This window comes from Streptomyces cadmiisoli, from assembly GCF_003261055.1.
In the GTDB taxonomy this organism is placed as follows: Bacteria; Actinomycetota; Actinomycetes; order Streptomycetales; family Streptomycetaceae; genus Streptomyces; species Streptomyces cadmiisoli.
Genome location: NZ_CP030073.1, coordinates 5,638,437 through 5,662,401, shown reverse-complemented (window position 1 = coordinate 5,662,401; position 23,965 = coordinate 5,638,437). Strand labels below are relative to the sequence as shown.

General features: G+C 72.1%; 17 protein-coding genes. 10 read left to right on the top strand and 7 right to left on the bottom strand.

What is annotated here, in order from left to right; all coding sequences use genetic code 11:
* Positions 1–78: 78 nt before the first annotated feature.
* Positions 79–3,810 carry an ABC transporter ATP-binding protein gene (locus DN051_RS24740; RefSeq protein ID WP_246040657.1) on the bottom strand — a complete coding sequence of 1,244 codons (3,732 nt, stop codon included), beginning with the start codon at positions 3,808–3,810 and terminating at the stop codon, positions 79–81.
* 292 nt (positions 3,811–4,102) lie between these two features.
* On the opposite strand from DN051_RS24740, the gene DN051_RS24735 reads away from it, so the two are divergent.
* The gene (locus DN051_RS24735; protein ID WP_112442418.1) at positions 4,103–4,459 is read left to right on the top strand and encodes a peptidase inhibitor family I36 protein; all 357 of its coding nucleotides are present in this window, start codon (positions 4,103–4,105) and stop codon (positions 4,457–4,459) included.
* A gap of 13 nt (positions 4,460–4,472) precedes the next feature.
* Here the strand turns inward: DN051_RS24735 and DN051_RS24730 are convergent, their stop codons facing one another.
* The 3 genes from DN051_RS24730 to DN051_RS24720 form a co-directional block, all read right to left on the bottom strand.
* The gene (locus tag DN051_RS24730) at positions 4,473–6,158 is read right to left on the bottom strand and encodes a thiamine pyrophosphate-binding protein (RefSeq protein WP_112439525.1); all 1,686 of its coding nucleotides are present in this window, start codon (positions 6,156–6,158) and stop codon (positions 4,473–4,475) included.
* The gene (gene speB / locus DN051_RS24725) at positions 6,155–7,123 is read right to left on the bottom strand and encodes an agmatinase (RefSeq protein ID WP_053763060.1); all 969 of its coding nucleotides are present in this window, start codon (positions 7,121–7,123) and stop codon (positions 6,155–6,157) included. The genes DN051_RS24730 and speB overlap by 4 nt, the downstream gene beginning before the upstream one ends.
* A 62-nt stretch (positions 7,124–7,185) precedes the next feature.
* Positions 7,186–8,646: a sodium:solute symporter family protein gene (locus DN051_RS24720; RefSeq protein ID WP_112439524.1), complete on the bottom strand. Its 1,461-nt coding sequence runs from the start codon at positions 8,644–8,646 to the stop codon at positions 7,186–7,188.
* Between the two features lie 189 nt (positions 8,647–8,835).
* Here DN051_RS24720 and DN051_RS24715 point away from each other — a divergent pair, with 189 nt between their 5' ends.
* Positions 8,836–10,395: a PucR family transcriptional regulator gene (locus DN051_RS24715; RefSeq protein ID WP_199314669.1), complete on the top strand. Its 1,560-nt coding sequence runs from the start codon at positions 8,836–8,838 to the stop codon at positions 10,393–10,395.
* 66 nt (positions 10,396–10,461) lie between these two features.
* On the top strand, positions 10,462–11,250 hold the full coding sequence (locus tag DN051_RS24710; RefSeq protein ID WP_112442414.1) for a phosphatase: 789 nt from the start codon (positions 10,462–10,464) through the stop codon (positions 11,248–11,250).
* A gap of 49 nt (positions 11,251–11,299) precedes the next feature.
* Here DN051_RS24710 and DN051_RS24705 read toward each other — a convergent pair whose 3' ends face one another.
* The 3 genes from DN051_RS24705 to DN051_RS24695 form a co-directional block, all read right to left on the bottom strand.
* Complete coding sequence (locus tag DN051_RS24705) at positions 11,300–12,172, bottom strand: acyl-CoA thioesterase (RefSeq protein WP_053763058.1); 873 nt, start codon at positions 12,170–12,172, stop codon at positions 11,300–11,302.
* A 35-nt stretch (positions 12,173–12,207) separates the two neighbouring features.
* Positions 12,208–13,365, bottom strand: coding sequence for an acyl-CoA dehydrogenase family protein (locus DN051_RS24700; protein ID WP_053763057.1), 1,158 nt, complete (start codon positions 13,363–13,365; stop codon positions 12,208–12,210).
* 112 nt (positions 13,366–13,477) lie between these two features.
* A complete protein-coding gene (locus DN051_RS24695) occupies positions 13,478–14,068 on the bottom strand; it encodes an SACE_7040 family transcriptional regulator (protein ID WP_053763056.1) in 591 nt (196 codons plus the stop codon).
* An 85-nt stretch (positions 14,069–14,153) separates the two neighbouring features.
* Between DN051_RS24695 and DN051_RS24690 the strand changes: the two genes are divergently transcribed.
* The 7 genes from DN051_RS24690 to DN051_RS24660 all read left to right on the top strand — a co-directional run bounded on the left by DN051_RS24690 (position 14,154) and on the right by DN051_RS24660 (position 23,790).
* Positions 14,154–15,770: a carboxyl transferase domain-containing protein gene (locus tag DN051_RS24690; protein ID WP_112439523.1), complete on the top strand. Its 1,617-nt coding sequence runs from the start codon at positions 14,154–14,156 to the stop codon at positions 15,768–15,770.
* A 14-nt stretch (positions 15,771–15,784) separates the two neighbouring features.
* Positions 15,785–17,800 carry an acetyl/propionyl/methylcrotonyl-CoA carboxylase subunit alpha gene (locus DN051_RS24685; protein WP_053763054.1) on the top strand — a complete coding sequence of 672 codons (2,016 nt, stop codon included), beginning with the start codon at positions 15,785–15,787 and terminating at the stop codon, positions 17,798–17,800.
* Positions 17,797–18,744: a hydroxymethylglutaryl-CoA lyase gene (locus DN051_RS24680; protein WP_053763053.1), complete on the top strand. Its 948-nt coding sequence runs from the start codon at positions 17,797–17,799 to the stop codon at positions 18,742–18,744. The genes DN051_RS24685 and DN051_RS24680 overlap by 4 nt, the downstream gene beginning before the upstream one ends.
* A gap of 6 nt (positions 18,745–18,750) precedes the next feature.
* Positions 18,751–19,911, top strand: coding sequence for an acyl-CoA dehydrogenase family protein (locus DN051_RS24675; protein WP_053763052.1), 1,161 nt, complete (start codon positions 18,751–18,753; stop codon positions 19,909–19,911).
* 598 nt (positions 19,912–20,509) lie between these two features.
* The gene (locus DN051_RS24670) at positions 20,510–22,711 is read left to right on the top strand and encodes a glycoside hydrolase domain-containing protein (protein WP_053763051.1); all 2,202 of its coding nucleotides are present in this window, start codon (positions 20,510–20,512) and stop codon (positions 22,709–22,711) included.
* 7 nt (positions 22,712–22,718) lie between these two features.
* Positions 22,719–23,072 carry a hypothetical protein gene (locus DN051_RS24665; RefSeq protein WP_112439522.1) on the top strand — a complete coding sequence of 118 codons (354 nt, stop codon included), beginning with the start codon at positions 22,719–22,721 and terminating at the stop codon, positions 23,070–23,072.
* Positions 23,073–23,100: 28 nt separating this feature from the next.
* The gene (locus DN051_RS24660) at positions 23,101–23,790 is read left to right on the top strand and encodes a hypothetical protein (RefSeq protein ID WP_053763049.1); all 690 of its coding nucleotides are present in this window, start codon (positions 23,101–23,103) and stop codon (positions 23,788–23,790) included.
* The last annotated feature ends 175 nt before the right edge of the window (positions 23,791–23,965 follow it).

The following is a 23,965-nucleotide window of genomic DNA, read 5'->3' as shown; positions in this document are numbered from 1 at the left end:
TCGCCCGTCCCTCCGTGCCGCGACACCTGGCGTACTGGTGTACGGACGCGTGACGTAGGGCGTTCGGTTGCGCGGCCGTCAGCGGGACGCGCCGACCGGCTCCTCCGGCTCCGCCGACCCGACGAACGTCCGCCACAGCTCGGCGTACTGCCCGCCGCGCGCCAGCAACTGCTCGTGGGTGCCGTCCTCCGCGACCCGGCCGTGGTCCATGACGACCACCCGGTCCGCGCGGGCCGCGGTGGTCAGCCGGTGGGCCACCACGAGCGTCGTGCGGCGTCCGGAGAGCCGGTCCGTCGCCTGGTTGACCTGCGCCTCCGTCGCCAGGTCGAGCGCGGCCGTGGCCTCGTCGAGCAGCAGCACGTCCGGATCGACCAGTTCGGCGCGGGCCAGCGCGATCAACTGCCGCTGCCCGGCGGACAGGTTGCGGCCCCGCTCGGCGACCTCGTGGAGGTAGCCGCCCTCCAGCGTGGCGATCATCTCGTGCGCGCCGACCGCGCGGGCCGCCGCCTCCACCTCGGCGTCGGTGGCTCCCGGGCGGCCGTAGGCGATGGCGTCCCGGACGGTGCCGGGGAACAGGTACGCCTCCTGCGGGACGACACCCAGACGGTGCCGGTACGAGGTGAGGTCGAGGGTGCGCAGATCCGCGCCGTCGACGGTGACCCGGCCGCCGGTCGGGTCGTAGAACCGGGCCACCAGCTTCACCAGCGTCGACTTGCCCGCGCCGGTCTCGCCGACGAAGGCGACCGTCTGCCCCGCCGGAATGGTCAGGTCGACGGCGCTGAGGGCCTCCTCCTCGCCGCCGTAGGCGAAGTGCACGTCCTCGAAGGCGATCTCGCCGCGCAGGGAGAGGACCTCGCGGGCCTCGTCGGCGGACTCGGTGGAGGCCGGCTCCCGCAGCAGCTCCTGGATGCGGCCGAGCGACACCGTCGCCTGCTGGTAGCCGTCGAAGACCTGGGAGAGCTGCTGGACGGGGGCGAAGAACAGGTCGATGTAGAGCAGGTACGCCACCAGCGCACCCGCCGTCAGGGTGGCCGCCTCGATCCGTCCGGCACCCGCGATCAGCACGGCCGCCGCGGCCACCGACGCCAGGAGCTGCACGAAGGGGAAGTAGACCGAGATCAGCCACTGGCCGCGGATCCGGGCCTGACGGTAACTGTCGCTGCGCTCGGTGAAGCGCCGGCCGCCGTCCCGCTCACGCCCGAACGCCTGCACGATCCGCAGTCCGGACACCGTCTCCTGGAGGTCGGCGTTGACCGTCGACACCCGCTCACGGGCCAGCTCGTACGCCTTCACGCTCGCCCTGCGGAAGAAGTACGTGGCGACGATCAGCGGCGGCAGGGTCGCGAACACGACGAGGGCGAGCTGCACGTCGATCACCAGCAGGGCGCCCATGATGCCGAAGAAGGTGACCACCGAGACGAACGCCGTGACCAGACCGGTCTGGAGGAAGGTGGACAGCGCGTCGACGTCGGTGGTCATCCGGGTCATGATCCGCCCGGTCAGCTCGCGCTCGTAGTAGTCGAGGCCGAGACGCTGGAGCTGGGAGAAGATCTTCAGCCGCAGCGAGTACAGGACGCGTTCACCGGTGCGGCCGGTCATCCGGATCTCGCCGATCTGCGCCGCCCACTGCGCGAGGACGGCGAGCAGGGCGAGCAGGGAAGCGGCCCAGACCGCGCCGAGGGCCATCTCCCCGACGCCGCTGTCGATGCCGTGCCGGATCAGGACCGGCAGCAGCAGTCCCGACCCGGCGTCGACGGCGACCAGGCCCAGGCTGATCAGGAGCGGCACGCCGAAACCGCGCAGCAGCCGCTTGAGCCCGTACGAGTCCTCGGGCCGCACCGCGCTCGCCTCGTCGACCCCGGGGACGTCGGTGGCGGGCGGCAGGGCGTCGACCTGGGCGAGGAGCTCGGGGGTGGCGGGCGTGCCGGCCAGCCCGGTGTCCTTCGGCTCCCGGTCGCCGGTCCACAGGCGCGGGGTCACCCCGCGCTCGGCGTCGAACTCGGCGTCCAGTTCGTCGCGCAGGGAGGTGTCCTCGGGCGGTGCGACGGGCTGGGCGTGGCCCGGGGAGACGCCGCCGAGCCCGTCCGGGTCGGTGAGCAGACGGCGGTAGAGGGCGGAGCGCTCCTGGAGCTCCTCGTGGGTGCCCAGGTCGGCGAGGCGCCCGGAGTCGAGGACGGCGATGCGGTCCGCGAGGCCCAGGGTGGAGCGGCGATGCGCGATCAGCAGGGTGGTACGGCCCCGCATCACCTGCTTGAGCGCTTCGTGGATCTCGTGCTCGACCCGGGCGTCCACGGCGGAGGTGGCGTCGTCGAGGACGAGCAGGCGCGGGTCGGTGAGGATCGCGCGGGCCAGCGCGACGCGCTGGCGCTGGCCGCCGGAGAGGGTCAGGCCGTGCTCGCCGACCTCGGTGTCGTAGCCGTCGGGCAGCGCGGCGATGAAGCCGTCGGCCTGGGCCGCCCGCGCCGCCTCCTCGATCTGTTCGCGGGTGGCGTCGGGGCGGCCGTAGGCGATGTTGTTGCGGACCGTGTCGGAGAAGAGGAACGAGTCCTCGGGGACCATCCCGATCGCGGCCCGCAGCGAGTCCAGGGTCAGCTCGCGCACATCGTGGCCGCCGACCAGGACGGCGCCGTGCGTGACGTCGTAGAAGCGCGGCAGGAGCAGGGAGACGGTCGACTTCCCGGAGCCCGAGGAGCCGACCACGGCGAGGGTCTCACCGGGGCGTATCTCGAAGGAGAGGCCGTCGAGGACCGGCCGCTCGGCGTCGTAGCCGAAGGAGACGTCGTCGAACTCGACGGTGGCGGGGGCGTCGGCGGGGAGGTCCTTGGTGCCGTCGCGCAGCGTGGGCTCGGTGTCGATCAGCTCCAGGACGCGCTCGGTGCCGGCCCGGGCCTGCTGCGCGACGGTGAGGACGACGGCCAGCATCCGGACCGGCCCGACGAGCTGGGCGAGATAGGTGGAGAAGGCGACGAACGTGCCCAGCGTGATCTGGCCGCGGACCGCGAGCCAGCCGCCCAGGGCGAGCATCGCGACCTGCCCGACGGCGGGCACCGACTGGAGGGCGGGGGTGTAGACCGAGTTCAGCCGGATGGTGCGCAGGCGGCCCGCGAACAGCTTCCGGCCGACCTCGCGCAGCTTGCCGGTCTCCTGGTCCTCCTGCCCGAACCCCTTCACCACGCGGACGCCGCTGACCGCGCCGTCCACCACGCCGGCCACGGCGGCGGCCTGCGCCTGGGCGTACCAGGTGGCCGGGTGCAGCCGGCTGCGGCTGCGTTTGGCGATCACCCAGAGCGCGGGTGCGACGGCGAGCGCGACGAAGGTGAGCGGCAGGGACAGCGACGCCATGATGCCGAGGGAGATCAGGAAGAGCAGGAAGTTCCCGATCGTCATCGGGAGCATGAACAGCAGGCTCTGGATCAGCTGGAGATCGCTGGTGGCCCGGCCGACGACCTGCCCGGTGGACAGTTCGTCCTGACGCCGCCCGTCGAGCCGGGTGATCGTCTCGAACATGTCCGTGCGCAGGTCGTGCTGGACGTCGAGGGCGAGACGGCCGCCGTAGTAGCGGCGGACGTAGGTGAGGACGTACACCAGCACGGCCGCGCCGACGAGGCCGCCTGCCCAGGGCCCCATCTCCCGGGTCCGGTCGCCGATCACATCGTCGATGATCACCTTGGTGATCAGCGGGACCAGGGCCAGCACGGCCATCCCGGCCAGGGAGGAGCCGAGGGCCAGGATCACGTCCGTGCGATGCCGCCAGGCGTACCCGGCGAGTCGTCGCGCCCAGCCCCTGTCTTCTCCCCGTTGCACTGCCACGCGGGTGCCCTCCGTTCGACCTGATCTTCCGCAAGTCACCAACGCGCGCGGGGGCGGATTTCATCCCGCCGAAACATTCGGCGGCCCCGGCCACGGGCGTGCACGCAGCGGGTACGCCCCGGCGCACCGGAGCCCTGTGTCCGCGACGATCACGCCGCTGAGCTCCTGGTTCCTTCCTTGAGGTGGTGTGGACCACGGATCCGGGCGGGCCGCGCGGCGGTGCCGCGACGATGGCATCGCCCCGGCACTTCCGCCGGGGCGAACCCTGTTCCCGAAAGGTCTGGAGACCGACGTGAATCTTCGTTGCTGGTCCGCCGCCGCCGCCCTCGCGCTGACCGCCCTCGCCCTGCCGGCCGCCCAGAGCACCGCGTCCGCCGCGGCGCCCCCGTCCTGCCCGGACGGCTCGGTGTGCTTCTGGAGCGGCGAGGGCTTCAGCGGGAACTACTGGGAGTGGACGGCACGCAGCGGCTATCGCGACATGCCGTCGTATCTGCACGACCATGTCGGCTCGGCCGTCGCGAGCACCCGCGCCTGTTTCATCAACTGGAGCCCGGTGGAGAAGCGGGACGTGTTCAACGGCGACTGGCGCTCGCGCTACCTCGGCGACTTCGGCGGCCGGATCGACGGGGTCGGCCCGGGCGCCTGCTAGGGCCTGCCGCGCCTCAGTCCAGGTGGGTGGGCGCGAACATGCGCAGCACCGCCGGGAGGACGACCACCGACGGTCCCGGTGAGGCCAGTGCCGTCCTGAGGTCCGCCTCGAGCGTCGCGGGCGTCGTACGGACGCCGGGGACGCCGAAGGACTCGGCCAGCGCCACATAGTCGGGCCGGGTCAGCTCCGTCGCCGTGGCCTGGCCGAACGCGTCGGTCATGTACTCGCGCAGGATGCCGTAGCCGCCGTCGTCGACGATCAGCCAGGTGACGTCGAGGTCGTACTGGCGGGCCGTCGCCAGTTCGGCGATCGAGTACAGGGCGCCGCCGTCCCCGGAGACCGCCAGCACCGGGCGGGTGGGGTCGGCGGCGGCCGCGCCGAGGGCCGCCGGGAAGCCGTAGCCGAGGCCGCCGGCGCCCTGGGCGGAGTGCATGGTGTTGGGGGTCCCGGGGTCGAAGGCCGACCAGGCCCAGTAGGCCAGGATCGTCATGTCCCAGAAGGACGGGGACCGCGGCGGCAGCGCCCGGCGCACCGCGGCCAGCACGTCCTGCTCCAGCGTGAGCTCCTGGCCCGCGATACGGCGGGCGACCTTCTCCAGCAGCGTGCGCACCCGCTCGGGGGCGGTCTCGTCCGTGCGCTCGCGCACCGTCTCCAGCAGTGCCTGGAGGGCCGAGCGGGCGTCCGCGTGGATACCGAGGGCGGGGTGGTTGGACTCCAGCTTGCCGAGGTCCGCCTCGATCTGGACGACCCGGCCGCGGGGCTTGAAGGTGTGGTAGTTCGAGGAGAGTTCGCCGAGGCCGGAGCCGACCACGAGGAGGACGTCCGCGTCCTCCAGGAAGTCGGTGGTGTGCCGGTCCTCCAGCCACGACTGCAACGACAGGGGGTGCCGCCAGGGGAAGGCGCCCTTGCCGCCGAAGGTCGTCACCACGGGCGCCGCGAGCTTCTCCGCGAGCCGGAGCAGCTTGCCCGAGGCGTCCGCGCGGACCACTCCGCCGCCCGCGATGATCGCGGGCCGGGACGCCGTCGACAGCAGTTCCGCCGCCACGGCGGTCAGCTCGGGGCGCGGGGCGAGTTCCTGCGGTGTCGCGTCGACCCCGGTCACGACCGGGATCGCGGTCCCGGCGAGCAGCACGTCCTGCGGGATCTCCACCCAGACCGGGCCGTGCGGCGCCGTCAGCGCCGACTGCCAGGCCTGTGCGATCGCCGACGGGATCTGGGACTGCGTACGGACCGTGTGCACGGACTTGACCACCCCGCGGAACGAGGCCGCCTGGTCCGGGAGTTCGTGCAGATAGCCGTGGCGGCCGCCGCCCAGGCCGGCCGTGGGGATCTGGCTGCTGATCGCGAGGACCGGGGCGGAGGCGGCCCGCGCCTCCTGGAGCGCGGCCAGGGAGGTCAGCGCGCCGGGGCCGGTGGACAGCAGCAGCGGCGCGGCCTCCCCCGTGATCCGCCCGTACGCGTCGGCCGCGAACCCGGCGTTGTTCTCCACCCGCAGGCCGATGTACCGCAGGTCGGAGCGGCGCAGCGCGTCGAACATGCCGAGCGCGTGCTGGCCGGGCAGGCCGAAGACGGTCGTCGCGCCGAGCCCGGCCAGGGTCTCCACGACGAGGTCGCCGCCGTTGCGGCCGGGGGGCGGGTTCAGCGCGGCCTCCGTCTGCGCCGCGGTGGGGCGGAGGACCAGGTCGTGGTCGTGCGTCACTTCGAGCGAGCCTCTGCAATCTGGCGGGACATGATCGTGGTCAGTTCGTACGCCGTGTGGGACGCCGCCACCGAGGTGATCTCCGCGTGGTCGTAGGCGGGGGCGACCTCGACGACGTCCGCCGAGACCAGGTTGCACGAGGCGAGGCCGCGCAGGATCTCCAGCAGCTCGCGGGAGGTCATGCCGCCGGCCTCGGGGGTGCCGGTGCCGGGCGCGTGCGCCGGGTCCAGGCAGTCGATGTCGATGGAGATGTACAGCGGGCGGTCGCCGATGCGCTGGCGCAGCTGGTCGGCGATCTCGTCGGCGCCGCGGCGGTAGACGTCGGCGGAGGTGACGATGCCGAAGCCCATCTTCGCGTCGTCGGTGAGGTCCTGCTTGCCGTAGAGCGGGCCGCGGGTGCCGACGTGGGAGAGGGCCTCGGTGTCGAGGATGCCCTCCTCCACCGCGCGGCGGAACGGCGTGCCGTGGGTGTACTCGGCGCCGAAGTAGGTGTCCCAGGTGTCGAGGTGGGCGTCGAAGTGCAGCAGCGCGACCGGGCCGTGCTTCTTGGCGACCGAGCGCAGCAGCGGCAGCGCGATGGTGTGGTCGCCGCCGAGCGTCATCAGCCGGGCGCCGGTGCCGAGCAGCTCGTCGGCGGCGGCCTCGACGGTCTCCACGGCCTCGTTGATGTTGAACGGGTTGACGGCTATGTCACCGCCGTCGGCGACCTGGGCGAGGGCGAACGGGGAGGCGTCCTGCGCCGGGTTGTAGGGGCGCAGCAGCCGGGACGCCTCGCGGATCGCGTTGCCGCCGAAGCGGGCGCCCGGCCGGTACGAGACGCCCGAGTCGAACGGGACGCCCACGACGGCGACGTCGGCGCGGCCGACCTCGTCGAGGCGCGGCAGCCGGGCGAAGGTCGCGGGACCGGCGTACCGCGGGACGCGGGACGAGTCGACGGGGCCGCGGGGCGTCTCGTTGCTGGTCATGAGGAACTGCCTTCTTTCTCAAGCATGTCGCGTATATGCCGCTATGTACGTCGCCTGCGACTCTACTGGTGCGCCGCGGCCGGTTCGGACACGGGTTCGGGGGACCGGCCGGCGAGCCGCTCGCGCCAGGCGGCGAGGACGGCTTCGTCGGTCGGCTTCGTCGCCAGGGACACCACGACGTAGGTGGCGAGGGAGGCGAGCAGGCCGTAGTACACGGGCTCGTTGGCGAGGATGCCGTGCGTCGCCATCAGCACGATCACCGACAGGCCGCCGACGACGACCGAGGCGAGCGCGCCCTGCGCGGTGCCGCGCCGCCACAGCAGCCCGCCGAGGATCGGCACGAGCAGGCCGCCGACGAGCAGGTTGTAGGCGACGGTCAGCGCCTGGACGACGTCGTTGAGCGCGATGGCGGTGCCGATCACGGCGAGCCCCATCAGCAGGATGAAGGTCCGGTTGCCCTTGACCTCGTCGTGCTCCTGGCCGGCGGGCCCCACGGCGCCGCGCAGCCGGGACCAGATGTCGTTGTTGGCGACGGTGGCACAGGCGATCAGGGCGCCGGAGGAGGTCGACATCACGGCGGCGAGCGCGGCGGCCAGCACCAGCCCGCGCACACCGACCGGCAGCTCGTCCTTGACGATGGTGGCGAAGGCGTCGTCGGCGCTGGCCAGGTTCGGGTACAGGACCTTGGCCGCGGTGCCGATGACGGCGCCGGCGAGGGCGTAGACGAGGCAGTAGGTGCCGGCGACGGTGCCGCCCCACTTGGCCGTGCGGTCGCTGCGCGCGGTGAACACGCGCTGCCAGATGTCCTGGCCGATCAGCATGCCGAAGGTGTAGATCAGCACGTAGGTGAAGATCGTCTCGCCGCCGATGCCCAGCGGGTCGAAGTACTCGGTGGGCAGCTGGGCCTTCATCTCGCTGAAACCGCCGGCCTTGACGACCGCGATGGGCAGCAGCAGGAGCAGCACGCCGACGGTCTTCACCACGAACTGCACCATGTCGGTCAGCGTGATCGACCACATGCCGCCGAGCGTGGAGTACGCGACGACGATCGAGCCGCCGAGGACGATCGCGAGGGTGCGGTTGATGTCGAAGAGGACGTCGAAGATCGTGGCGTACGCGATGGTCGAGGTCACCGCGAGCATCAGGGTGTACGCCCACATGACCAGTCCGGAGATAACCCCCGCCCGGCCGCCGTAGCGCAGGTCCAGCATCTCGGAGACGGTGTAGACCTTCAGCCGGGCGATCCGCGCCGAGAAGAAGACGCTCAGCGCCAGCAGTCCGAGACCGATGGTGAACACCATCCACGCGCCGGACAGCCCGTACTGGTAGCCGAGGCCGACACCGCCGATGGTGGACGCGCCGCCGAGGACGATCGCCGCCATGGTTCCGGAGTACATCGCGGGACCGAGCCGGCGGCCCGCGACCAGGAACTCGCTCTTCGACTTGGCGCGGCGCATGCCCCACCAGCCCATGGCCAGCATGCCGGCCAGATAGACGACGATCACTGTGTAGTCGACGGCCATGGGGCTCTCCTTCGCGCACTGTCGGTGGCGTGTCGTGCAGAGGGGGGTGGGAGGGTGTCCGGTGACCTCGCGGGGACATCCGCCCGTACCCGCGGTTGCCGGTCGGGTCCGACCTTAGGTGGCCGGAAAGCGACTGCGAAGTGTACGTTTCATCCATTCGAGCCGAACGGACTGGAGGAAACGCACACCATGTCCGAGTCGCCGGCCGTCCCGCCCGGCCCCCCGGTTCCGCTGTCCGCGCTGCTGAACCGCGAGGACCTCGCCCTGCGCCAGATCGCCGGGCCCGCCGGGGCCGGCGTGGTGATCCACGGCGCGCACACCTCGGAGATGTCCGACCCCTACCCGTATCTGCTGGGCGGCGAGCTGCTGCTCACGGCGGGCGTGCACATCCCGGAGGCGGCCGGCTCGGGGACCTACTTCGAGGACTACGTGTCCCGGATCGTCCAGGCGGGCGGCGCCGCCCTGGGCTTCGGTGTGGCGCCCGTGCACGACCGGGTGCCGCGGGCCCTGGTCGCCGCCTGCGACGCGTACGACCTGCCGCTGCTGGAGGTCCCGCCGCAGACCACGTTCTCCGGTGTGGCCCGCGCCGTGTGGCAGCTGATCGCCCAGGCCCGGCTGGCCGAACTGCGCCGGGTCACCGAGGCCCAGCAGAGCCTGGCCGCCGCCGCCGCGCGCCCGGACCCGGTGCCGTCGGTGCTGCGGCAGCTGGCGCAGCGGGTGGGCTGCCGCGCGGTGCTGTTCGGGCCGGACGGCGCGGAGATCGCCGCGGCGGGCCGGGCGCCGGTGAGCGAGGTCGCCGCACCCCTGGCGGAGCTGGCGGCGGTGGTCCGCCCGTACGGCGCGTCCGCCGGACCCGGCGACCCGGCCGGCGCCCCGCCGCCCCCCGCGCGGCCCTCCCCCGCCTCGGCCACGGACACCGTCGCCGGCACCCATCTGGCCGCCTACGCCCTGGGCACCGGGCAGGGCTTCGTGCTCGGGGTCGCCGCCCCCCACCGCGACCCCGGCGACCACGCCATCGCCTCGGTCGCCGCGGTGCTGCTGTCCCTGCTGACCGGGGAGCACCTCATCGGCACGGGCGCCGCCCGCTCCCGCGCGCTGGTGCGGCTGCTGCTGGGGGCCGCGCCGCACGAGGTGGCGCCGCTGCTGGGCGCCGAGCGGTGGCTGGTCGTGCACGCCCGGCCGGACGACGCGGCCGCCGAGCAGCCGGCCGGCTCCGGCCGGGGGGACCGCCGGGTGCCGGTCGCCGCCTCCGCGCTCGGCGCCGCGCTCGGTTCGCCCCTGGTCGACCCGGGTGAGGACGTCGTACGGGTGCTGGTGCCCGCCGATCGCGAACCGGCGCCGCAACCCGGTTGGACCCTCGGCGTCAGCGCCGCCGTCGAACCGCACGACTGGCCTGCCGCCGACACCCAGGCGGCCCGCGCGCTGGCCCGCGCCCGCGCCACCCGCGCGCCCCTGCTGCGCCACGGCGCGCACACCGGGCTGACCGATCTGGTCCCGCCCGACGAGGCGCGCGACCACGCCCGTGCGCTGCTCGCGCCCGTGGCCGCGGTGCCCGCCCTGGCGGAAACGCTGCGCACCTGGCTGTCCCTGCACGGCAGTTGGGACCGTACGGCGGTGGCCCTGTCGGTGCACCGCAACACCGTGCGCCAGCGCATCGCCCGGTGCGCCGCGCTGCTGGAGGCGGATCTGGACGATCCGGACGTCCGGATGGAGCTGTGGTTCGCGCTGCGGCAGCCGTGGACCGGGTGAGTGAGCCATGTCCCAGCGTGCGGGACGCCGGGGCCCGGCCCCGGCGCGTGCCTCACAATGGGAGCCATGCCGATATCCGGGACACCCAGCCGCGCCGAGCTCGTCGAGCACCTCGTGAAGACCCGAATCGCGGGCGACGTCGCCACCCCGCGTGAGAACAACCTCTCCCACTACCGCCAACTGTCGAACGGCGTCCGCAACTTCTGGCTCGGCCTGGAGCTCGGCGACCGCTGGACCGACGAGCAGGACGTGCTCGCGGTGATGGCCGAGCGGGTCGGCGTGAACGACGATCCCGAGTACCGGTACGGCCAGGACACCATCGACCCCGAGCTGACGGTCGCCGCCCTGGAGCGTCTGGCGGCCCGGCTGCGCAAGGCCGCGGACGGCGGGCAGCGGGTCCTGTTCGCCACCGGCCACCCCGGCGGCCTGCTCGACGTGCACCGTGCGACGGCCGCCGCGCTGCGCGCCGCCGGCTGCGAGATCGTGGTGATCCCGGACGGCCTCCAGACGGAGGAGGGCTACGTCATGCAGTTCGCGGACGTGGCGGTGCTGGAGCACGGGGCGACCCTGTGGCACACGCACTCGGGGGAGCCGATGAAGGCCGTCCTCACGGCCCTGGAGCGCGAGGGCCGCCCGCTGCCCGACCTGGTGGTCGCCGACCACGGCTGGGCGGGCTACGCCGGCCGGCACGGCATCGACTCCGTCGGCTACGCGGACTGCAACGACCCCGCCCTGTTCATCGCGGAGGCCGAAGGCACCGTCCAGGTGACGGTCCCCCTCGACGACCACGTGGTCAGCCCCCGCTACTACGACCCGATGACGGCGTATCTGCTGTCGGAGGCGGGACTGCTCTAGGCGGGGACGGCGGAGGCGGGACTGCTCCGGGCCGGGACGGCGGCGGGCGCTACGGCTTCCGGGGGGCCCGCACGACGCCTTCCTGGATCACCGAGACGGCCAGGCGGCCGTCCTGGGTGTAGATACGGGCCTGGCCGAGGCCCCGGCCGCCGTGTGCCGACGGGGACTCCTGGTCGTACAGGAGCCACTCGTCGGCCCGGAAGGGCCGGTGGAACCACATCGCGTGGTCCAGGGACGCGCCGACGACGTCGCCCACGGCCCAGCCGCCGCGGCCGTGCGCGAGCAGCACCGAGTCGAGGAGCGTCATGTCGGAGACATAGGTCGCGAGGACGACGTGCAGCAGCGGGTCGTCGGCGAGCTTGCCGTCGGCGCGGAACCACACCTGCGAGTGCGGTTCGCGCGGCTCCCCGAACCGGCCGTAGGGCGGCTCGTCGACGTACCGCAGATCGACCGCGGCGCGTGCCTCCAGGAACTTCTCCACCACCCGCGCGTCGAGGTGCGCGTACCCGCTCAGCCGCTCCCGGGAGGTGGGCAGCGTCTCCGGGTCGGGTGCCCGCGGCATCGGCGTCTGGTGGTCGAAGCCCTCCTCGTGCTTCTGGAAGGACGCGGAGAGGGCGAAGATCGGCTGCCCGTGCTGGACCGCGACGACCCGGCGCGCGGTGAAGGAGCGGCCGTCGTTCATGCGGTCGACGGTGTAGACGATGCGCGCGCCGGGGTCGCCGGTGCGCAGGAAGTACGCGTGCAGGGAGTGCGGGGGCCGGTCCGCCGGAACCGTGCGTCCGGCGGCCACGAGCGCCTGGGCCGCGACCTGTCCGCCGAAGACCCGGGGGATGACGGCCGACCGGGACCGGCCGCGGAAGATGTTCTCCTCGATCTGCTCCAGGTCGAGCAGATCGAGGAGGCCCTGCAGTGCCTCGTTCATGGCACCTTTTCTACTGGCGCGTGGTTTCGCGGGCCTTACAGACCCATGTCCTTCGCGATGATCGACTTCATGATTTCGCTGGTCCCGCCGTAGATGCGGTTCACGCGGTTGTCCGCGTACAGGCGGGCGATCGGGTACTCGTTCATGTACCCGTAGCCGCCGTGCAGCTGGAGGCAGCGGTCGATGACGCGGTGCGCGACCTCGGTGCAGAACAGCTTGGCGCTCGCCGCCTCGGCCGCGGTCAGCTCACCGGCGTCCAGGGCTTCCGTCGCGCGGTCGGCGACGGCCTCGGCGGCGTCCACCTCGGCCTGGCAGGCGGCCAGCTCGAACTTGGTGTTCTGGAAGTGGGCGACGGGCTTGCCGAAGACCGTGCGGTCCTGGACGTACTGCTTGGCGAACCGGACGGCGGCCTTGGCCTGCGCGTAGGCGCCGAACGCGATGCCCCAGCGCTCGGACGCGAGGTTGTGGCCCAGGTAGGAGAAGCCCTTGTTCTCCTCGCCGAGCAGGTCCTCGACCGGCACCTTGACGTCGACGAAGGCCAGCTCGGCCGTGTCGGAGGTGCGCAGTCCCAGCTTGTCCAGCTTGCGGCCGACCGAGTAGCCCTCGGACTTGGTGTCGACGGCGAACAGGGAGATGCCGAAGCGGCGGTCCTCGGCGGTCGCGGCGGAGGTCCGGGCGCAGACGATGACCTTGTCGGCGTGCACACCGCCGGTGATGAAGGTCTTGGCGCCGTTGAGGACGTAGTGGGTGCCGTCCTCGGAGAGCTTGGCGGTGGTCTTCATGCCCGCGAGGTCGGACCCGGTGCCCGGCTCGGTCATGGCGATGGCCCACATCTCCTCGCCGGTGACGAACTTGGGCAGGAAGCGCTTCTTCTGCTCGTCGTCGGCGAGCATCTTGATGTACGGCAGGGCGAGCAGCACGTGCACGCCGGAACCGCCGAACTGAACGCCCGCGCGAGCGGTCTCCTCGTACAGGACGGCCTCGAACTTGTGGCTGTCCATGCCCGCGCCGCCGAACTCCTCGGGCACGTTGATGCCGAAGATGCCCAGCTCACCCAGCTTGTAGTAGAACTCGCGCGGCGCCTGGCCCGCGGCGAACCACTCGTCGTAGACCGGTACGACCTCGGCCTCGATGAAGGCGCGCAAGGTCTCCCGGAACGCCTCGTGATCCTCGTTGAACACCGTACGGCGCACGCCGCCTCCTCCACCGGGTACATGTCTAAGCGCTTGCTCACTCAACCGTACCGGCGAGTACGAACCCGCGTAAAGGGAGGCCTCCGTAACGCTCGTCACGCTCCGCCCCGGGCTACTCCCCCGCCGCCGCGAACGCGCCCCGGGCCATCCGGTGCAGCAGCGCCGCCGTCGTCGGGCGGCCGGGGAGCGAACCCGGACGGCCGAGGTGCGGCGTCGAGTTCAGCAGACCGAAGACCGAGTGCACCGCGGAACGGGCCGTCGGCTCGGTGAGCGCCGGGTAGACCTCGCGCACCACCTCCACCCACAGCTCGACGTACTGGCGCTGGAGCTGGCGGACCAGCTTGCGGTCGCTGTCCCGGAGGCGGTCCAGCTCGCGGTCGTGCAGGGTGATGAGCGGGCGGTCGTCCAGCGCGAAGTCGATATGGCCCTCGATGAGCGAGTCGAGGACCGCCCCGGCGTCGCCGTCCGCCTCCGCGACCCTGCGTCTGCCGCCGGTGAGCAGCTGCCCGCTGATGCCGACGAGCAGCTCGGCGAGCATCGCGTCCTTGCCCGCGAAGTGCCGGTAGAGGCCGGGGCCGCTGATCCCGACCGCGGCACCTATCTCGTCGACTCCGACTCCGTGGAAGCCGCGCTCGGCGAACAGCCGGGCGGCCTCCTTGAGGATCTGCTCACGACGGGTGGGGGCGTCGGTTCTGGTGGCCATGGAAGCAATTCTAGACAGGGAGGTTAGCGCTCGTTAACCTGAAGGAAATGCGTTAACGCTCATTAACAAGGTGAGGGGCCGCAGGATGGATCAGGCACCGGAGCTGACGAGCGCGGCGGACCCCGCGTCGGAGGCCTGGCGCGCCAACGAGGAGGCGCATCGCGCCCTCGTCGAGGAACTGCGTGCCAAGCTCGCCACGGCCCGGCTGGGCGGCGGCGAGAAGGCCCGCGCCCGGCACACCGCCCGCGGCAAGCTGCTGCCGCGGGACCGCGTCGACACGCTCCTCGACCCGGGCTCGCCGTTCCTGGAGCTGGCCCCGCTGGCCGCCGACGGGATGTACGAGGGCCAGGCGCCCGCCGCCGGCGTCATCGCCGGGATCGGCCGGGTGGCCGGCCGGGACTGCGTGGTCGTGGCCAACGACGCCACCGTCAAGGGCGGCACGTACTACCCGATGACGGTGAAAAAGCACCTGCGGGCGCAGGAGGTGGCGCTGGAGAACCGTCTGCCCTGCGTCTACCTGGTCGACTCCGGCGGCGCCTTCCTGCCCATGCAGGACGAGGTCTTCCCCGACCGCGAGCACTTCGGGCGGATCTTCTACAACCAGGCGCGGATGTCGGGCGCCGGGATCCCGCAGATCGCCGCCGTGCTCGGCTCGTGCACCGCCGGCGGCGCGTACGTCCCGGCGATGAGCGACGAGGCCGTGATCGTGCGCAACCAGGGGACGATCTTCCTCGGCGGTCCCCCGCTGGTGAAGGCCGCCACCGGTGAGGTCGTCACCGCGGAGGAGCTCGGCGGCGGCGAGGTGCACGCGCGGGTGTCCGGGGTGACCGACCACCTCGCGGAGGACGACCCGCACGCGCTGCGCATCGTCCGCACCATCGTCTCCACCCTCCCCGCGCGCGGTCCGCTGCCCTGGGAGGTGCGGCCGACCGTCGAACCCAAGGCCGACCCCTTCGGGCTCTACGGAGCGGTGCCGGTCGACTCCCGCACCCCCTACGACGTCCGCGAGATCATCGCGCGCGTGGTGGACGGCTCCCGTTTCGCCGAGTTCAAGGCGGAGTTCGGGCAGACCCTCGTCACCGGCTTCGCCCGCATCCACGGCCACCCGGTGGGCGTCGTCGCCAACAACGGCATCCTCTTCTCCGAGTCCGCGCAGAAGGGCGCCCACTTCATCGAGCTGTGCGACCAGCGCGGGATCCCGCTGGTGTTCCTCCAGAACATCTCCGGGTTCATGGTCGGCAGGGACTACGAGGCCGGCGGCATCGCCAAGCACGGCGCCAAGATGGTCACGGCCGTCGCCTGCACCCGCGTCCCCAAGCTGACCGTGGTGGTCGGCGGCTCCTACGGCGCGGGCAACTACTCCATGTGCGGCCGGGCCTACTCCCCCCGCTTCCTGTGGATGTGGCCGAACGCCAAGATCTCCGTGATGGGCGGCGAGCAGGCCGCCTCCGTCCTCGCCACGGTCAAGCGCGACCAGTCGGAGGCGCGGGGCGAGGACTGGCCGGCCGAGCAGGAGGAGGCCTTCAAGGCCCCGATCCGTGCGCAGTACGAGCGTCAGGGGAATGCCTACTACGCGACGGCACGACTCTGGGACGACGGTGTGATCGACCCGCTGGAGACCCGGCAGGTGCTGGGCCTGGCCCTGACCGCGTGCGCCAACGCCCCGCTGGGTGACCCCCAGTTCGGCGTCTTCCGGATGTGAGGGAACCCATCACGATGTTCGAGACAGTCCTTGTGGCCAACCGGGGCGAGATCGCCGTACGCGTGATCCGTACGCTCCGGTCGATGGGCGTGCGCTCCGTGGCCGTCTTCTCCGACGCCGACGCCGACGCCCGGCATGTGCGCGAGGCCGACACGGCCGTGCGCATCGGGCCGGCGCCGGCCGCCGAGAGCTATCTGTCGGTGGACCGGATCCTGGAGGCCGCCGCCCGCACGGGCGCCGGCGCCGTCCACCCGGGCTACGGCTTCCTCGCCGAGAACGCCGGCTTCGCCCGCGCCTGCGCCGAGGCCGGGCTGGTCTTCGTCGGACCGCCCGCGCAGGCCATCGCCCTGATGGGCGACAAGATCCGCGCCAAGGAGACGGTGCGGGCGGCGGGCGTCCCGGTCGTACCGGGTTCGAGCGGCTCCGGACTCTCCGACGACCGGCTCGCCGAGGCGGCCGGGGAGATGGGGATGCCGGTCCTGCTGAAGCCGTCGGCGGGCGGCGGCGGCAAGGGCATGCGGCTGGTGCGGGAGCCCGAGCGGCTGGCCGACGAGATCGCCGCGGCCCGCCGGGAGGCCCGCGCCTCCTTCGGCGACGACACCCTGCTGGTGGAGCGGTGGATCGAGCGGCCCCGGCACATCGAGATCCAGGTCCTGGCCGACGCCCACGGCAATGTCGTCCACCTCGGGGAGCGCGAGTGCTCCCTGCAACGCCGGCACCAGAAGGTCATCGAGGAGGCGCCGAGCGTCCTGCTGGACGAGGCCACGCGCGCTGCGATGGGCGAGGCCGCGGTGCAGGCGGCCCGCTCCTGCGGCTATGTCGGCGCGGGCACGGTGGAGTTCATCGTGCCGGGCGGGGACCCCTCCTCGTACTACTTCATGGAGATGAACACCCGTCTCCAGGTGGAGCACCCGGTCACCGAGCTGATCACCGGACTGGACCTGGTGGAGTGGCAGCTGCGGGTGGCGGCGGGCGAGCCGCTCGCCCTCGCCCAGCAGGACGTCACGCTCACCGGGCACGCCGTGGAGGCCCGGATCTGCGCCGAGGACCCGGCCCGCGGCTTCCTGCCGTCCGGCGGCACGGTGCTGCGGCTGTCGGAGCCCCGGGGCGACGGCGTCCGGACCGACTCCGGGCTCAGCGAGGGCACCGAGGTCGGCAGCCTCTACGACCCGATGCTGTCCAAGGTGATCGCGTACGGGCCGGACCGCGCCACGGCCCTGCGCCGGCTGCGGGCCGCCCTGGCGGAGACGGTCACGCTGGGCGTGCAGACCAACGCCGGGTTCCTGCGCCGGCTGCTCGCCCATCCCGCGGTCGTGGCGGGCGAGTTGGACACCGGGCTGGTGGAGCGGGACGCGGCGGGGCTCACCCGGGACGAGGTCCCGGCGGAGGTCTACGCGGCGGCGGCGCTGCTGCGCCGGGCGGGCCTCGACCCCGCGCCGGGTTCGGGCTGGGTGGATCCGTTCTCCGTCCCGGACGGATGGCGCCTGGGCGGCGAACGGGCGTGGACGGCCCACCATCTGCGGGTGCCGGGGCACGACCCGGTCACCGTGCGCCTGCGCGGCACGGCGGACGGCGGGTTCGAGCTGCTGTTCGACGACGCCGAGTCCCCGGTCCGCGGATCCGGGGGCACGGCGACGGTGGGCACGGACTCCCGGTTCACCTTCCGGCTGGACGGTGTCAGCCACACGTTCGCCGCTCTGCCGGGGGGCACCTGGCTCGGCCGCGACGGCGACGCCTGGCAGGTCCGCGACCACGATCCGGTCGCCGCGTCCCTGTCCCGCGCCGGCCATGCGGGCGCCGACTCGCTCACCGCTCCCATGCCGGGGACGGTCACGGTGGTGAAGGTGGCCGTCGGCGACGAGGTGAGCGCGGGCCAGAGCCTGCTGGTGGTGGAGGCGATGAAGATGGAGCACGTCATCTCCGCCCCGCACGCCGGCACCGTGACCGAACTGGACGTCGGCCCCGGCACGACGGTCGCCATGGACCAGGTGCTCGCGGTCATCGCCCCGGCGGAGGAGGAGACGGCATGAGCACCCCGGAACCGGGCCTCCCCATGGTCGTCCCGGCCCCGGACCTGCCGGCCCGGGTCCGGATCCACGAGGTCGGCGCCCGCGACGGCCTCCAGAACGAGAAGGACGCGGTCCCGACGGAGGTGAAGGCGGAGTTCATCCGCCGCCTCGCCGACGCGGGTCTGACCACGATCGAGGCCACCAGCCTGGTCCGCCCCGAGTGGGTGCCGCAGCTGGCCGACGCGGACCGGCTGTACCCGCTCGTCGCCGATCTGCCGGTGGCCCTGCCGGTCCTCGTGCCGAACAACCGCGCGCTGGACCGGGCCCTGGCGCTGGGCGTCCGCCGGATCGCGGTCTTCGCCAGCGTGACGGAGTCGTTCGCCAAGGCCAACCTCAACCGCACGGTCGACGAGGCCCTGGCGATGTTCGCGCCGGTGGTCGCACGGGCGCGGGCCGAGGGGATCCATGTGCGGGGCTATCTGTCCATGTGCTTCGGCGACCCGTGGGAAGGGTCGGTGCCGATCCACCGCGTCGTGCGGATCAGCAAGGCCCTGATGGACATGGGCTGCGACGAACTCAGCCTGGGCGACACGATCGGCGTGGCCACCCCGGGACATGTGCAGGACCTGCTGTCCGAGCTGAACGAGGAGGGCGTGCCGACCTCGGCGATCGGCGTCCACTTCCACGACACCTACGGCCAGGCCCTGGCCAACACCCTCGCCGCCCTGCAACACGGCGTCACCACCGTCGACGCCTCCGCGGGCGGCCTCGGCGGCTGCCCGTACGCGAAGAGCGCCACCGGCAATCTCGCCACGGAAGACCTCGTGTGGATGCTCCAGGGCCTCGGCATCGACACCGGAGTCGACCTCGGCCGTCTCACCGCGACCAGCGTGTGGATGGCCGGACACCTGGGCCGACCCAGCCCGTCCCGCACCGTTCGAGCCCTCTCCCACCAGGAGCCGTGACGCACCATGGACCACCGACTCTCCCCCGAGCTGGAAGAACTCCGCCGCACGGTCGAGGAGTTCGCACACGATGTGATCGCCCCCAAGATCGGCGACTACTACGAGCGGCACGAGTTCCCCTACGAGATCGTCCGCGAGATGGCCCGCATGGGCCTGTTCGGCCTGCCCTTCCCCGAGGAGTACGGCGGCATGGGCGGCGACTACCTCGCGCTGGGCGTGGCGCTGGAGGAACTGGCCCGCGTGGACTCCTCGGTGGCCATCACCCTCGAAGCGGGCGTCTCGCTCGGTGCCATGCCGATCCATCTGTTCGGCACCGAGGAGCAGAAGCGCGAGTGGCTGCCCCGGCTGTGCTCCGGCGAGATCCTGGGCGCCTTCGGTCTGACCGAGCCGGACGGCGGGTCCGACGCGGGCGCGACGCGCACGACGGCCCGGCTGGACGAGTCGACGAACGAGTGGGTGATCAACGGCACCAAGTGCTTCATCACCAACTCGGGCACGGACATCACGGGCCTGGTGACGGTCACCGCGGTCACCGGCCGCAAGCCGGACGGCAGGCCGCTGATCTCGTCCGTCATCGTGCCGTCCGGCACGCCGGGCTTCACCGTCGCCGCGCCGTACTCCAAGGTCGGCTGGAACGCCTCGGACACCCGCGAGCTGTCCTTCGCCGACGTGCGGGTGCCCGCGGCGAACCTGCTCGGCGAACCGGGCCGCGGCTACGCCCAGTTCCTGCGCATCCTCGACGAGGGCCGGATCGCCATCGCGGCGCTCGCCACCGGGCTGGCGCAGGGCTGTGTGGACGAGTCGGTGACGTACGCGAAGGAGCGTCACGCCTTCGGCCGTCCGATCGGCGCGAACCAAGCCATCCAGTTCAAGATCGCGGACATGGAGATGAAGGCCCACACCGCCCGTCTCGCCTGGCGCGACGCGGCGTCCCGTCTGGTCAGCGGCGAGCCCTTCAAGAAGGAGGCGGCGCTGGCGAAGCTGTACTCGTCGACGGTCGCCGTCGACAACGCCCGTGACGCCACGCAGATCCACGGCGGCTACGGCTTCATGAACGAGTACCCGGTGGCCCGCATGTGGCGGGACTCGAAGATCCTGGAGATCGGCGAGGGCACCAGCGAGGTCCAACGCATGCTGATCGCCCGTGAGTTGGGCCTGGTGGGCTGACCGACGCGGGCGGTCGCGGGGAGCGGATGCGGGCCACGGCTGAACGCCGTGGCCCGCCCGTCGTCCGGGGCCGGCGCAGGGTTGTACGGGATGCCCCTTCCGCGGAGATCACGGTTCGACCAAATTTGATGGTGTTCAGTCAAACACCGACGCATACCGCCCCACAGCGGACTTGACCGTCTCCGGTCCGCGGCGGAAGATCACGATCAGTCGGCGCAGGGGTCACCCGACCGGTGCGCCCGGGGGATCAAGGGGGGCAGTTCGGTTGCCGTGCCATGTCCGCGGGCCGGTCACATCCATTCCTCGACCGCCGTGCGGGCCGGTCCGGTTCGGCGCTTGAACGCCCGGCGCGCGGTCCGCCGCGACACGGACGCACACTGCGGCACGACGCGGCGCTGCACACCGCGACACGGCGCATCGGCACACAGAGCCCGCACGTCCCCGGAGCCGGCCACCAGGCCGACCGCATGCCGCCGCGCCGCCCCTTCCCACGCCGGCCTTTCCCCGTCCGCGGCACGCACACGGGCGGCGGACGCCTTCCTCAGCCGGGCCCCGATCGGGGCCCGCCCCACGCTGTACGCATAAGGAGACGGAGCAAATGGCCGACGAGATGGTGCTTCGCGCGCAGAGATTCGTGAACACCACCTACAACAACGGTGCGACGCTCGGCATATCCAAGCTGGCGGAGAACGGCCAGACGGGCTGGCCGGTGATGTACGCCCTGACCCGCGCCCTCCAGTACGAGATGGGCATCACCTCGCTGTCCGACTCCTTCGGCCCGCTCACCCTGGCCAAGATCGGGGAGCTGTACGGCAAGATCGACGAGTCGACCGTCCCGTCCGCGAACTTCTGCCGCATCATCCAGTCCGCGCTGTACTGCAAGGGCTACGACGGCGGCGAGATCGACGGCACCTACAACGACCGGGTCAAGGCCGCGGTCGTGCAGCTCAACCAGAACATGGGCGTCTCCGGCACCTACCCGGGCAGCTCCCTGTGGCCGAAGGTGGTCAAGGGCCTGTTCAACATGGACGCCTACGTCACCGTCAGCAACGGCTCGGACAGCATCCGCTCCATCCAGCAGTGGCTGAACGGCCGTTACATCCTGCGCAAGGACTTCTACATCATTCCCTGCGACGGCCACCACTCCCGTGACGTCGCCAAGTCGATGCTGTTCGCCATCCAGTACGAGCTGGGCATGGCGGACGGCGTCGCCAACGGTGTGTTCGGCCCCGGTACGCAGTCCGGGCTCAGGAGCCACACCGTGTCCAACGGCAGCACCGGCGTCTGGGCGCAGCTCTTCACCGCGGCCATGATCCTCAACAAGCGGAACGTTCCCTTCGGCAACTTCACCTCGACGGTGCAGTCCGGAGTGGAGACCTTCCAGGCCTTCAGCAAGCTCCCCGTCACCGGCCAGGGCGACTTCCAGACCTGGGCCTCCCTGCTGGTCTCCTACGGTGACCAGTCCCGCAAGGGCACGGCCTGCGACGGCGTCACCATGATCACGCCCGCCCGGGCCCAGGCGCTGAAGTCGGCGGGCTACCAGTACATCGGCCGCTACCTCTTCAACCCCTCCACCACGGACCTGCCGCAGAAGGCGATCCAGCCGGGTGAGCTGGCCACCATCAAGGAGTACGGGCTGCGCTGCTTCCCGATCTTCCAGACGTGGAGCCGGTCGGCCGACTACTTCAGCCACAACCAGGGCACCGCCGACGCGTTCCGGGCGATCGAGTGGGCGGAGTACCACGGCTTCAAGCCCGGCACGATCATCTACTTCGCCGTCGACTACGACGCGATGGACGGCGAGGTCACGGAATACGTCATCCCGCACTTCCGCGGCATCATGCGCACGATCGGTGAGAACTCCGCCTACGGCGTGGGCGTCTACGGCCCGCGCAACGTCTGCCAGCGCGTGGCCGACGCCGGGTACGCCGCGGCCAGCTTCGTGTCCGACATGTCCAGCGGATTCTCCGGCAACCTCGGCTACCCGCTGCCCACCAACTGGGCGTTCGACCAGATCTCCACGATCACCGTCGGCTCGGGTTCCGGCTCGATCGAGATCGACAACAACATCGCCTCCGGCCGCGACACCGGTCAGGGCGACTTCAATGCCGGCGCCGACCTCGGCGGGCTGGACACAGACCTGGACAAGGCGGCCTACCGGGACGCCATGCTCGCGGACATCCAGAACTACCTCGTCTCGATCGGTGTGCCGGAGACCGGCGGCGAGGGCTGGGAGCCGGACGACGACTGGGCCACCCTCGGCGGCATCTCCACCACCAAGGCCGTCGACCTGGTCCTGAGCGCGGACTGGCTGTTCACCTCGCTGGCGCGGCAGCTCAAGCTGCGCAAGGCGCTCATCCAGGCACCGGTGCTGTGGGAGCTGCGCAAGCTCAACCCCTTGGACATGGCCGCCGTGGCGGCGGTCCGGGCTGGACTGGACGACGACTGCAGCACCGGCTGGGGCCAGATCCACGCCTGGGTGACGATCGATGCCCGCAACTACTGCCGGGAGCAGGGCATCATCAACGGCGCTCCGCTCACCGACGCCGACACGCCGACGGTGTGGGAGCTGCTCACCGACGACGAGACGTACAACATCGGTTCCGTCGCCTACTTGACCATCTACAACGCCCACCAGCTCGGCGCCCCCCGCCCGAACCTGACCACCAGCCTCGCCCAGACGCAGGCGTTGCTCGCCCGGTACAACGGGACCGGCGAGGACGCCGAGAAGTACGGCCGTGAGCTGATCGGCCTGTACAACGTGCTGGAGAACTACAACATGCTGTCACGCGCCGAGTGAGATTCCGATGAAGACGAGCACCGCACGCCCCTGGCTCCGGCTGAGCCTGCCCCTGGCCGTCAACGTGGTTCTGGGCTTCCCGGCCGTGGTGCCCGCGTTCCTGCTGTGGTACCTCGCGTCGAACTGGCCCCTCGCCTCGCTGGGCTGGACCGACCGTGAGCCCACCGAGAACGACGGGGTGCTGCCCTGGGTGATGGTCGCCACCCCGATCCTCGCCCTGTTCGGTCTCGTCTGGTGGCTGGCCAACCGTCCGCTGCGTCGCAGGACGGATCTGTCACCCCGCGCCTACTGGCTACTGAGCGGGGCGGCCACCGCCACACCCACGCTCACTCTCATCCTCATCAGCCTGGGAAGGAACTGAAGACGTGCCTCACCACACGCGCAACAGCATGAACGGCATACCGAGACGGGCCGTGGTCAAGGGCGCCGGCGTGATCGTCGCGGCCGCCGCCGGCTCGCTCGCCCCGGCCGCCGCCGTCGCCGCCCCCGCGAGCGCTCCGGTGAACGCCCCCCGGAAGAAGGCCCCGACGTCCGCCAACGGCTGGCCCCTGGAGACGGAGGCCAACCACGTCTCCACCGTCTGGACGCGCCCCGTGGCGGGCACGGGTCTGGACGTCGACATCCGGATCGGCGACGCGGAGGCGATCCTCCTCCATGTCGTCCGGCGCTTCCACTACGAGGTCGAGCAGCTGCCCGGTGTCGACCTCGCGGGCTGGCAGCCGATCGGCGGTCTGAAGAAGGGCCGGCCCGAGTCCAACCTCGCCTCCGGCACCGCGGTCCGGATCCGTCCCGGCGCGGCGGCGAGCGGCGGCCTCTTCCCGCTCCAGCTGCTGACGGTGCGCGACATCCTCGCCGACTGCGAGGGCGTGGTGCGCTGGGGCGGCGACGACAGCCCCGTCGACGAGTCGCTGTTCTACCTCGACCTCGGCCCGGACGACGCGCGGGTGCGCGAACTCGCCGACCGGCTCCGCGCCGGGGCGGCCACCCCGGGCCGGGGCGCCGGTGTCCAGGTGGACGTCCTCAGCCGGTCCCGGCGCGGCCGCGCCGACCGGCTCGCCCGGCAGCAGCGCGCGAGCTGACCGCAGGTCATGACAGTGGGCCCCACCGCCGGCGGGCGGTGGGGCCCACTTTCTTCGTCCTTCGCACTCGGCTCGCCGCAGTGCGTTCGGCGCACGGCGCGAACACGTGAAGGGGCATCAGATCCGGCTCACCGAGCCGTGATCCCCACCACAGGGGGAGGCACCCTCTGGACAC